At 38.2% G+C, this 12191-nt stretch carries 11 protein-coding genes; 2 read left to right on the top strand and 9 right to left on the bottom strand.

The annotated features are described in order from the left end of the window. The first annotated feature begins 286 nt into the window (after positions 1–286). Complete coding sequence (locus ACM03V_RS28290) at positions 287–709, top strand: hypothetical protein (protein ID WP_414624135.1); 423 nt, start codon at positions 287–289, stop codon at positions 707–709. Positions 710–755: 46 nt separating this feature from the next. Here the strand turns inward: ACM03V_RS28290 and gatC are convergent, their stop codons facing one another. The 3 genes from gatC to ACM03V_RS28275 all read right to left on the bottom strand — a co-directional run bounded on the left by gatC (position 756) and on the right by ACM03V_RS28275 (position 2559). Continuing rightward, on the bottom strand, positions 756–1046 hold the full coding sequence (gene gatC, locus ACM03V_RS28285; RefSeq protein ID WP_414624134.1) for an Asp-tRNA(Asn)/Glu-tRNA(Gln) amidotransferase subunit GatC: 291 nt from the start codon (positions 1044–1046) through the stop codon (positions 756–758). 203 nt (positions 1047–1249) lie between these two features. After that, a complete protein-coding gene (locus ACM03V_RS28280) occupies positions 1250–1771 on the bottom strand; it encodes a photosystem I assembly protein Ycf3 (RefSeq protein ID WP_414624133.1) in 522 nt (173 codons plus the stop codon). A 101-nt stretch (positions 1772–1872) separates the two neighbouring features. Further along, positions 1873–2559: an SOS response-associated peptidase gene (locus ACM03V_RS28275; RefSeq protein WP_414624132.1), complete on the bottom strand. Its 687-nt coding sequence runs from the start codon at positions 2557–2559 to the stop codon at positions 1873–1875. 503 nt (positions 2560–3062) lie between these two features. On the opposite strand from ACM03V_RS28275, the gene ACM03V_RS28270 reads away from it, so the two are divergent. Further along, positions 3063–3698 carry a glutathione S-transferase family protein gene (locus ACM03V_RS28270; protein ID WP_414624131.1) on the top strand — a complete coding sequence of 212 codons (636 nt, stop codon included), beginning with the start codon at positions 3063–3065 and terminating at the stop codon, positions 3696–3698. A 156-nt stretch (positions 3699–3854) separates the two neighbouring features. On the opposite strand, the gene ACM03V_RS28265 is transcribed toward ACM03V_RS28270, so the two are convergent. From ACM03V_RS28265 to ACM03V_RS28240, 6 genes are all read right to left on the bottom strand, one after another. Continuing rightward, positions 3855–5693 carry a lipoxygenase family protein gene (locus tag ACM03V_RS28265; RefSeq protein WP_414624130.1) on the bottom strand — a complete coding sequence of 613 codons (1839 nt, stop codon included), beginning with the start codon at positions 5691–5693 and terminating at the stop codon, positions 3855–3857. Between the two features lie 204 nt (positions 5694–5897). Further along, positions 5898–6635, bottom strand: coding sequence for an MlaE family lipid ABC transporter permease subunit (locus ACM03V_RS28260; RefSeq protein WP_414624129.1), 738 nt, complete (start codon positions 6633–6635; stop codon positions 5898–5900). Positions 6636–6826: 191 nt separating this feature from the next. Then, positions 6827–7051, bottom strand: a complete 225-nt coding sequence (locus ACM03V_RS28255; RefSeq protein ID WP_414624139.1) for a DUF167 domain-containing protein — start codon at positions 7049–7051, stop codon at positions 6827–6829. A gap of 357 nt (positions 7052–7408) precedes the next feature. Continuing rightward, positions 7409–7954: a DUF2231 domain-containing protein gene (locus ACM03V_RS28250; protein WP_414624128.1), complete on the bottom strand. Its 546-nt coding sequence runs from the start codon at positions 7952–7954 to the stop codon at positions 7409–7411. Between the two features lie 98 nt (positions 7955–8052). Next, positions 8053–8793: a DUF2993 domain-containing protein gene (locus ACM03V_RS28245; protein ID WP_414624127.1), complete on the bottom strand. Its 741-nt coding sequence runs from the start codon at positions 8791–8793 to the stop codon at positions 8053–8055. Positions 8794–9142: 349 nt separating this feature from the next. After that, a complete protein-coding gene (locus tag ACM03V_RS28240) occupies positions 9143–11803 on the bottom strand; it encodes a DUF3536 domain-containing protein (RefSeq protein ID WP_414624126.1) in 2661 nt (886 codons plus the stop codon). Between the last annotated feature and the right edge of the window lie 388 nt (positions 11804–12191).

Here is a 12191-nt window from a genome sequence, read left to right as displayed (position 1 = left end):
TATTAAACTATGTATGATTATGTTTGACTATATTTTCATTAAACTTAATATATACGTAAGCTTTTAAATTTTATTTATGGGGGATTAATTACGAATTAAGAATTAAGAATTATAAATATAAGATTTTTTCAGTTCAAGTGTTTTACTGATGTCAGTATTCCTTAGCGGTCACTTCACAAGGCAAAAATAAAAAGTAAAAAGTAAAAAGTGCATAGGAATCAAATTGGTTTGAAGCCCCTAAATTTATTTATGGAAAAGGAAATAAAGATTTGTTGCGAGACACGTAGTGCAAGAAACAAGGTGTCCTTTTTTAATCACCATTATTTATTCATGGGGATTCTCTTTTTACTTTTTAACCTACATTTTTCTTGATAAAGACGATCGTACTGGGGCTGCGGCTAATGGCGATAATATTTATATTTTTAGACCCGACCTGATTAAACGAGTCATGTTTTTTGCCTTAATTTACCAAGGAACAAGCGATTTTAAATCCGTACAGGGGCGCATATTGTTCAAAATCAGTAATGGTGAGGAAGTATTTCTTGAACTTGATAACCCGGACAGTAATCGACGTTTCTGTGCTGCTGCAATGATTAAAACCGTCCGCTCTCAAATTGTTATTAGTAAAGAAGAAAAATACTTTGCAGACCATGAAGAGGCAAGTAAAAACTACAGATTTGGAATTAAATGGACTGCTGGTTCTAAATAAATTTATTTGAAATTTATTTAGAACCCCTCTTCTCCCTCTCCATACCTTATTCCCCGCTCATAATTTTCGGTACTTTGAAATATTCCCCTTCTTGTTCTGGGGCACTTTGGAGAATTTCTTCTCTATTGGGATAGGGCTGTAGATTGTCTTCACGGGTTACATTGCTGACATCGATTGCTCGGGTTGTGGGTTCCACGTTGGTAACGTCCAATTCGCTCAATTGCTCGAAATAATCTAAAATATCGCCTAATTGAGTGGTAAATTGATCTTCTTCTGATGCTGTTAATTCTAAACGGGCAAGATGAGCTACTTTACGTACTTGTTCGCGGTCAATCATGTTTTTAGTAATAAATTAAGAATTAAAGTAATGGTAATTGATCGTAGATAAATAAAAAGCACACGGGCAAGATATCCATACTGCAAAAATCTTATAGACTCTTGTGGTACGGGCATCCTGCCCGTTTTTATATATCTCGTATTTATTAGTTTTCACAGTTAAAAGTTATTAGCGATCGACCACTAACAACTAACCACTAACAACTAAAAATATACGTCAATTTGCGATCGCCCTGTTGTCTTGAGCCAGTTTTGGGCTTCGATGTAGTTGTTGGGAGCCATGCGAATAGCTCGAATCCAGTAATCGGCGGCTGTATCGAATAGCGCTTCTCCCCCATCGCGATCGCCACCTTCGATGGCTTTTTCACCTTTGTAGTGAAAAATAACGGCGATGTTATTCAAAGCTTGAGGTAAACGGGGATTATATTCTACTGCTTGATGATAAAGTTCGAGTGCTTTTTCATGGTCGCCGTTACTGGCGTAGATTAAGCCCATATTATAGAGGATATAGCTCTTATCGTTAGTATCTTCTTCTAGTTCTAAAGCTTCCTCATAGTTTTCCAAAGCTTCAGCATATTCACCGTCTGCTTGGGCTGACATTCCATCTCGATAATAAACAAAAGCTTCTTTGGCTCTTTTGTTCGCTGGCAGAAGCTTTAATATAAGGTCTGCCATTACTGTAAAGGACTTATCGATAAAGTTATCGTTCTTCTGAGTTCTTGGCATATCTGACAATAATTATGATCGTAAATATTAACTGGTAACTAGTAACTAGTAAACCGATCGCTGATAACTGTTAATTTAACCAAATTTTCACGTATTTTCTGTTAACTTTTCTCTCTTTTGGGCGTTATGCATTCGGCACTGGTATGATGCGGACTATTAACTTTTGTGCTGACTGCGGTCATCGTCATTTTTTCGGCTTCAAATGGGCGCAGTAGTTTCTGTAATAATTCGGTATTCTGTTGCTGCGGATCTAGCCATGTTTCGTAATCTGACTGCTGGAGAATCACCGGCATTCGATGATGAATTTGTTGTAATAATTCGTTAGCTTCTGTAGTAACAATTGTACAAGAAGTTATCTTTTCGTCCTCGGTAGATTGCCATTCTTCCCACAAGCCCGCAAAGGCAAAAGGCTGTTTATCTTTTAACTGAAAGTAATATGGCTGTTTTTTAGTTTCGACTTTCTTCCATTCGTAAAAGCCATCCGCAATTATTAAACAGCGTCTGCGTTTAAAAGCAGAACGAAAAGAAGGTTTTTCTGCCAAAGTTTCCGCTCTAGCATTGATCGTTCTTGCTCCCATTTTAGAATCTTTCGACCATGAAGGAATCAATCCCCAACTTCGCTCTCGACATTCGCGTTTTTTGCTTTCGGAATCATATAAAACAGTCGCGATGTTCTGCGTTGGTGCGATATTATATCGTGCTTCCCACTGACAGTTACTTATATCCGAAATCTTAAAAACTTGCTTTACCTTGTCAGGTTCTGCTATCAAAGTAAATCTTCCGCACATATGATTGTTAACTCTGGAAAATATATGTCTATTTTAATACCTATGATAAATTATCTTTTTTAGCATAAACCGGAGAATAACTACATAGATAAAATAATTACATCTAAAGGAGTAATTAAAGATATAACTTATGTATAAGCAGAGGGAAAAGTGAATAGGGAACAGGCAACAGAAAATGTACCTTCGTTTTTTATACTTAAGAAGAGAAGCTTTGCTAAAAAATATCCTTTAAGAGTCCTATATAGCTTGTAAAACGATACGTATAATCAAAAAGATCAAGTTAAAAATATGTCATTAACGTTGGTATTTTTAGTTTCAAGAATGTACGTATATCCATCAAACAATCATCAGGGCATGATTTTTAGAGATCAAAAAAAAATTATATGGTTTTATCAGTTATTGTGTATATTATAAAAATTTTATAATTTATGTTTTGTTTATTGAGCAATTTATTATAATTTAACTCTTGATTGAATAATCATTCCACTTTTATATTTTTTAGCATGGAAACGCCGCGTTTGTATGATTTCTTACCATCGGGTAATGGCTATAAAATACGTTTGTTGCTGACGCAAATTGGTATGCCATTTGAAAGAATAGAGATAAATATATTAAAAGGAGAAAGTAGAACCTCGGAATTTTTAAGCAGAAATTTCAACGGTAAAATACCAGTTTTAGAAGTTGAAGAGGGTAAATACTTAGCCGAATCAAATGCAATATTAATGTATGTAAGCGAAGGCACAGAATTTCTTCCTTACGACCGTTTTTTTAAAGCACAAGTATTGCAATGGTTATTTTTTGAACAATATAGCCACGAGCCATTTATCGCTACATCTAGATATTGGATTTCTATTCTAGGTAAAGAGGATGAATATAAAGAAGCATTAAAAGAAAAACACGAACGCGGTTATGCAGCACTCGAAGTAATGGAAAATCATTTGACCGGGAAAAGTTTCTTCGTTGCAGAGCGTTATACAATTGCTGACATTGCTTTGTTTGCTTATACCCACGTTGCGGATGAAGGAGGATTTGATTTGAGTAAATTTAAGGCAATTCAAGCTTGGATCGAAAGAATCAAAGCGCAACCAAGGTTTATTAGTATTGGTGATGTTAAAGAGGAATGGGAAAAGAAGAGTTAGTAGCTAAAAGTTAGGAGTTAGGAGTTAGGAATATATAGTTGATATTTTTATTTACAAAATTGGAAATATTGGCAACTTTTGGTACTGATAAATTGAATGCATAAATAAGCCTCGAAATCAATTTCGAGGCAGTTAAATTTCAATTTTTAACTATTTCTATCCACTAACACTATTAGCCATCCGAGAAGGAAGGAAACCTGGATAACATTCTTTACGACGTTTATTTCGTTGTTCAATCCGTTTTTCTATTACTTCCAAGCGATGCTGTAAACCTCTAAGAACCCTAATAGCTCTGGGATCTTGAAAACTGTTTGTACCAAAATCTGTAAATGCCTTCGGGTCGCGTTTGGTACCAACTAACGACATAAATTGGACTTGAGTAAGAGCTGGTTTTACTCCAGGAAGGAAACTAGTAAGGCTGTTTTCTTCGGCGAATTTTCCTTTAGCTGTGGGAATAGGCTGATAAAGCGCTCCGGGCATATTAGGAATAAAAGCCATATACTGATATTGAATCCAAGCAATAGTTGAGTGTTGCGGACCAGCAGTGAAAATAATTATTGTCAAAATGTCAATCAATTGGTCGCGGTTTGTTAGGCTTTCTGGTAGAGAAACTATACCAAAACCACCTTCACTAACTGGTTTACGTAAAGTTTGAAACCAATTTTGTAGCTCGGAATCCTGGCGGACATCTTGATCGGATTTGTAATATATTCCGATATATCTACTTACATAGTCTTCCAAGGTATTCCAAACAAGCAACCCGTCGTCTCTGTAGGGAAAATCTTGCAACATAGAAGAATTATCAACACCGCGCTGACGTAAATAAGTCGGAAGTGCAAAGTCGCTAAAGTTGTTGAAAAAATCAGATACACCTTGTTCGGTAAGCTGTAGCGAGCTTTCTAAAGTTCCCCCTAAAATAATATCTATTGCTCCCCCTGGATTAATTAATACCTCATCGCCAAGGCTATTAATTGCCATCGTGAACTCAAAATGAGGCTTTAAAAGTACGTTCACGGGATGGCGAGCAGCTAGCTGGCGTACTGTCGCTAATGCGATTGGTTCCATTACCAGATGAGTTTGCCCTAAGTGCCGGTAAATTTGATTGACGTAAAAATCAGCCATCTGGGCAATTAGCTTGGCTAAAGTCCACTCAACACCATCCAAAGGCGTGCAAAGCAAACTTTCCCTAGGTACCTGTCCCAACTGGATAGCAATGGGAATTAACTGCCAATTTCCGCGAATTCTTTCAGCGAAATAAAGCGCTATTGGAGCAGTGATAAATTTATTTTCTCCCGGTTGAATGCTATCAAGCATCGCATAATCGGTAACAAATAAACCGCCTTCTTGAATAGCTCTGTCAAGACTTTGATTAATGCGCTTTCTGCCTCTTTTCGCGCTTAGTACGGCTTGAAAAATCTCATCAGTTATCCCAAATTTGTCACGAAGATTGTAATCAAGTGTGAGAACATTCCTCAGTTCCATTGGATTTGGGCCAGAAAGCCGCTGTTGGGCAAATACATCGTCGTTACGAAAATTTTTAGCGATATCAGGTAACGGTAAAACGGGAAACAGTGCGGCATAATCATCAAAGCTTTGAAATGGTTTAGGATTATCCAGAAATGCTTGTTGATTGGCTCCTATTTTTTCCGATAAAGTTGCTCGATTATTGTTATATCCTTCAGAAAATGCTTCTTGAGCGGGTAGAGTCTCCACTTTGGGTGAATTGGGCAGTCGCAACCCTAACTGATATTCTTCACGAGTCTTTGCCAACTGCATTTGGCGTTGTTGTTGAGTGGCAGGTGAATCCTTTTGAGGTAAGCTCGGGATGGTGGGATTATCTGGTGGCTCCGGTATGTCGGGTTTAGTTTCGTTGTTAATTAAAGTTTCTAAACCAGGAGTACAGACTAAAGCCATTAGCCCCATCATGGTACGGCGCGAGAAAACGTACTGCTCGACTAACTCTTGTCGTCGTTGTTTTGGAGTGGGCGATCGCATAAAATTATTCCCCTAAAAAATTAGCAGTTCCTGACTTAATGAATAGGTATGATTAATTTAGACATATGCACTTATAAATATAATTCGAGTAATGCAAGTAATAAAATATTCGTGGTAAAAATTAATATCAGTAACAGATTACTTCAAAGCTTCGTATTTTATTCCTAAAAATCGATACATTAATTAACAATAGAGATAAACTTGTCAAAATATAGGCTTTTCAAAGAATAGTAAAGAAAGAAAGAAATCCATAATAAAAATCATCACCCAACTGCTGACAACAGCTTTCGTTGCTGATTCTCCGACTTCCTTCGCACCTCCACAAGTAGATAAACCGTAGCAACAACCGATAAAAGCAACTAAAACCCCAAAAATAAAGCCTTTGAACAAAATAATATATAAATCCGATGGTTCTAAAAACTCTCTCACCGATTCTAAAAAGATTTCTGGAACTACCTGATAAAATTCTACTGCGGCAAAAATTCCACCAATAATTCCCGTAACCAAGGAAAAAATCGTTAATATTGGTAATAGCAAACAACAAGCAACCATTCTAGGAAGAACCAAGTAATCTATAGGATTAGTTCTCAACATATAAAGTGCGTCAACTTGTTCGGTGACAATCATTGCACCGATTTCCGCAGCAAAAGCCGAACCTACTTGCCCTGCAATTATACTAGCCGTTAAGATTGGGGCTAACTCTCGACAGAAAGCCAAAGCAAAAGCACCACCAACAGCATTGACAGCACCAAATTTAACTAATTCTCTTGCAGTTTGAATCGTAAAAATCATACCTGCAAAAAAGCTTACAAGCAGCACCGGAGAAATCGAACCGGGGCCAACTTTCACCATATGTTCTATAATCCTTCGGTAACAGGTTCTTCCTTGTAACAAACGCAACCAAACTTGACCAAATAGCAGTAGAGCGGAAATAAAACGCACAACCTACATTTCCTACTTATTTTTGGTTGCAATTTTAACGTTATTCACTGTTTAGATGCGAATAATATTATCGGAAGAGGGAATAGGGAACTCTTAACAGGGAATAGCGAGTAGGGAGTAGTAATAGGTAATTGGTAATTGCTTTGTTGGGTTCCACTCTGTTACACCCAACAAAGCAACTTTATAAGGAACTAATCCGTCTCAATTTCAATTAACTTTTGACGCGAGGAAGCCCCAGATTTAATCCGGATATAAGATTTTGGGACGTGATATTTTTTTGATAATACTTTGATTAACTCTTGATTCGCCTTACCGTCTACGGGTGGCGATTTTAAACGTATAGTAAGACTACCATCTTTTTCTTCAATAATTTGTTGCTCTTTGGAATTAGGTTTAACTTTAATTATTTTTTGCATAATTTGCATAAATTTATATCTCCTCAACCCCCACTAAATTATATTCCTTTGCATAAGTCCTAATATTGAAATTATGGTTCTTCAGCACTTGGTATGCTAATTAAATAGTCGTAAAAAGGCAGAAGGCAGAAGGCAGAGGGCAGAAGGGAAAAATAGTTGTAGAAGGTATTTTATATGAATAAATACTTTAAAGTTCTTACATAACAAGTGTTTCGGGCTTTTTAACTGAAGATTTAGCATACTATGTAATGAAGAGCCGAAATTATTTAGATAACATCATTAATACACAAAAAGTGCGCTATTCACCATAACGCACCTGACAAATTGATATTTGTTAATTGATAATTGATAACTGAATTAAACTTCTCTTGGATTACCGTTACCAATTACAGAAATTTTATGTCGGTAAACTAATTCGCCACCATACCAACCGGAAACACCAAGGAGTGTAGCAACAACAGTGGAAATTCCTAATCCCCAAGGTAATACGGCTCCTACGGTAGAACCCAACCGCAATCCTAAATTAACTAAAGTTAATAATAAAGCAGCAATATTAAGAGCCATATGCGCCCAACCAGCGGTGCGTAAACGGGTTCTTCCTATTCTGAAAAAGTCTAACATTCCAGTTATAGCAGCAGCAATACCGGCTAAAAAACCACCTGCAATTAAATAGAAAGATGCTCTTGCCCAAAATACATCGCTGGTGAACCAGAAAACACCATCGGATAAAAACGCACCAACTAAAAAGGCAATCGGGAATTGTACTAAAATCGGGTGAATTGGATGACCTAAAACAGCTACGGTACTAGGTACGCCAGCATCCCGAAATTCTCTATCGTCGGTTTCTAAAACATTAGGAATATTAGGAAACGGCGATGTTCTTCTGTCTTGAGTTTCTGTCATGATTAAAAGTTAAAGGGTAAATAAATTTTGGATTTTGGATTTTAACAACGGATGCGTTTCTTTTGGATTTTGGATTATTAGTAAAAGATAACTGATTACTATGTAGGGATTTTTTCAACGTAAGCTTCGGCTTGCATGATTAATTTGCCTTTTTCGACTTCTAAACTTTTGACTGTTAAATCCATTCCATCTAAATCAAAGTTGCTTAAATTCAATAATTCGCTGGTTTGATTTATTAATGCTTGTGTTAATTCAGATGAAGTTTCTTCTTTATCGCCATAATCAACATTTTCCAAAGTTACAGTTTTGCCATTACGACTTACACGCGGTACTGCGGAAAATGCAATTTTATTTGTTTCCCCTGATTCTTTTAATATAATGGTGGCCTCTAACTCTACTTTGCCTTTCCCCGGTAAACGAAAATCTACTTTTCGAGGAACAATGCTTGTTGTTTTTCCATTAATATTAATTTTCTGGCTCATTAACTGTTGCTGCACGTATTCCGAATAAAAAGCGCGGTTGATATCTTCTTCAAGTAAAACAACTCGCGTACTACCTTTAGTGGGTTTGGTAAGTTCAATTTTCCCAAAAGCCGCAGTCATGGGATTTATAGCGACGTTATCAATATGCATATCCAATTCCTCCATACGGAGGTCTTTTTGCATTACCATACCGTCACCATCAATATCAACTGATTCTACTTCACCCTGAACCGCATGAAGAGGATCTGTTTTGATATGAACATCTAAATCTTCTACTTCATCTAACTGACTAGACATTCCTACTTCTGCGGCTTTATTCAGCGCTTCTTCCCCTAATCCTTCTTTAGTTTCTGGCATTATGATACTTTTTCCAATAATTGCTTTCCTTAAGTTAACTTATGAGATTTATCAACAAAAGTTATCTCTCTAATGGGGTAGGGAAGGTGATGTATTTATCTGTCTTGAAGGATAAATTTGATTTTAGAAGGTATCTAACAATTCGGTGCGTTACGCTCCGCGATAACACAACGGCAATATTGCCCGAAGAAAATCTACACCCGGACACTTGCTTCAACCGTGCGTGTTCCTCGGCAACGCAGTGTCCTCGCAATTTGCCTCCCCTACAATACAAAAAAAAAGACTTGCCACAGCAAGTCTCTAAATCATTAATGGGTTTATTCAAAAAATACCGTTGTCTACAGATTTTCTAACCCAATTTACTCACCCAATAGCTAACATCAACTTTTAACTTTCTACCCAATTTCAAAAGTTGACGCAACTGACTTTTATCGCTATCGTTCAATATTTCAGCGATGGTTTTCGGCAGTATTTCAGCGTGCAGACAGTTGAAGTACAATTCTTGAGAACGTTCTAAGGAAATACCTAAACTCAGATGTTCTTCTACTTCAATCAATCTTTCCAAGCGCTGTATCTGAAATTCAAAACTACCCTTGGCATCGTACAATAATTGCCATAACAAACGCAAGCTCAATCTTTCTAATATTTGCTTTCCTTCAGGAAGATTTAAGTTACAGTGCAAGTGTTTGGCTTCGTTGGCGATCGCCTCTAATTCTACCAGATGATTCCAGCTTAACTGCGATTCTTCAATATCTTGCTCTAAGCTACGCAGTGTCATCATACAGCGATATTCTAAGGCGATTTCTGCTGCTGCCTGTAATTCTTTGGGTGCTTCTAATCCGTCTCGGTGGAATGCCATCAAAACACCGTAGTTATCCCGATAGGTTTGGGTATAAAGTTGGTCAACTCTTGAAAGTGTTTCCTGACTCAATAACCGCATTAATCTATGGCGTTCTTCGGCAAAGAGGTTTTGTAAGTTGAAGGATTCTTCGCCAAATAATTGGGTCATCACCAAGATGGTATGAGCGGCGCTGCCTTGCTGTAAAGCAGTTAGCAGTTTATCTTTGAGTTGGGTGTAGCTTCGTTTACCTTCAAATGGTTGGATGCAGCAGTGGAAATCCCAACCACCCAAGTGAAGCACGGCGAATGCTACTTGCTGACTTTCCCAAGTAACTTCGGACACTAACTTTAAATGACCTATTGCTAGCGTTATCGAACCCAAACGCTGTAATTGATGGTCTAATTCGCTGGCTGTATAGCAATAAATCTGTTTGTGATGCAGTTGCGAATCTTGATTATTTTTGTCCGTAAGCCCCGACCATTTTTCTACTGGTTGATGTCCGTTAAATAAGGAAGTAATCGCGTAGTGTGCTGCTACCTCTTTGAAGCTAATCTGGGATGGTAACACTAATTGACGATAAACTTCTGCACCAGTTTTAAAACTCTCGATGTTGGTGGGAGCAAGTTCAAGTAGTTGTAGAAAACCTTTCTCTAATTGCACCCCTGCTACTTCTGCTGCTAATTCCATTGCACGGGCTGCATAGCGGAGAATTTGGGTTCCTTCGGGACGGGAAAGTTCTTCAAAAAACCATCCGCAACTAGTAAACATTAATAATGAATGACGCTGCATCTCTAATAAACGTAAAGCGTCTACCTGCTCGGATGCTTGTAGCTTGTGCTTTTGATGTCGATTCAGGAAGCTGTAAATATTGCTAGGACTGCGATCTAATAAAACTTCGACATATTCATCCCGTGCTTTCCAAGGGTCAGAAAAATATTTACTACCCTGTTCTTGATATACTTCTACTAATCGATCCCGGAGCCAGTTGAGGGAATCACGCAATGGTCTGCGCCATTTTAAATGCCAGTCGGGGGCACCACCGCAGCCACAATCATCTTGCCATCTATCGACACCGTGGGCGCAACTCCAAGCAGTTACGGGCTTTAATTCAACTTCCCAGGTAGGAGTATTTAAGCTGAGATAGTGAGCATAATTAGTTACCGTCCAGCCCCAGCGAGGGAATTCTTGGGTGAAGGCATAAGCTAAAGTTTTCTCGGTGCCCTTTTTATGGTGCCCGAAAGTTTCTCCGTCTGTCGCTACCGAAATTACTTGAGACTGACGGCGATCGCCACGAACTGCCGCACCTACACGCCCTGCAAAATGGTTGGAGTTGTAAACTACATCGCTAAAACCCATATCTCGCGAAATTGGGCCGTCATAGAAAAATATATCGATATATCGACGTTGGGAATTAGTATTTTCTGAATCTGGTAAATAGCAACGATAAGGACGAGTGGGATCGATTTGATTTCCCCCTACTTCGTGCCATTCTTCCAAGGTTTCGTCATGTGTGGGGATCGGACGACAGCGCTCGGCTTGGGAAGGTGCAAGAATTATGAAGCGAATACCTTCGTTAACTAAAGCTTCTAAGGTTGCATAATCGACAGCAGCTTCAGCTAACCACATTCCCTCGGTATCGCGTCCGAAACGAGAACGAAAGTCTGCTTTACCCCAGCGAATCTGCGAATATTTATCGCGTTCGCTTGCCAACGGCATAATAATGTGATTGTATACTTGCGCGATCGCATTACCGTGACCGTTCAAACGCTCGCTGCTTTTCCTATCTGCCTCGATAATTCGCTGATATACATCAACATCGTAGTTTTGCAACCATGACATCAATGTAGGGCCGATATTAAAGCTCATATACTCGAAATTATTTTCGATCCCCACCACTTCACCATGCTCGTTTAAGATTCTGGCGAATGCATTGGGACGATAGCATTCATGGTGAATTCGTTCGTTCCAATCGTGAAATGGTGCGGCACCGGGCTGACGCTCAATCGCGTTTAAATAGGGGTTTTCCCGTGGCGGCTGATAGAAATGACCGTGTACCGTTACATAGACTCCCACAGCCGTTTTTAATGGGTCGAGACTGCGGGGATCGGTACTTGCATTATCAATCAAATTTGCACCAACAGAAGTTGGTAACTCAGCTCTCAAAGTCATGTAGAGTTATTCCTTTTAGAGGTAAAAAAGGCAATTGCGCCGAACAAAACTTAAATCGTTTTCTTACACAAAGGTATTTTCAGAAATTGTAGATGAATTACAAAAATAATCAAATTTTTAGCTTGTTTGGGCGCTGTTGGATTGGCAGACACATCGAAATTTATACTAAATGCCTACCTGGTTTTTGATCGAGAAGTTCTTTTACAAAATACAACAAAGAATTGACTGTTTTATTTATTTAATCTCACGAATCTTACGAGGAAAATCTTCCCCGGCGATCGAGTAGGAAAATTTTAATTCTCTTTTAATATATTAGAGCTAGTTATCAGTATATGATACAAATCGGAATTTTGGATTTTTGCTCTTTTGATTGCTCGCACTACTTAAA

The organism is Calothrix sp. CCY 0018 (assembly GCF_963920925.1).
In the GTDB taxonomy this organism is placed as follows: Bacteria; Cyanobacteriota; Cyanobacteriia; order Cyanobacteriales; family Nostocaceae; genus Rivularia.
Note: the sequence above shows the minus strand (reverse complement) of the source record. Positions and strands in the feature narration are given on the sequence as shown.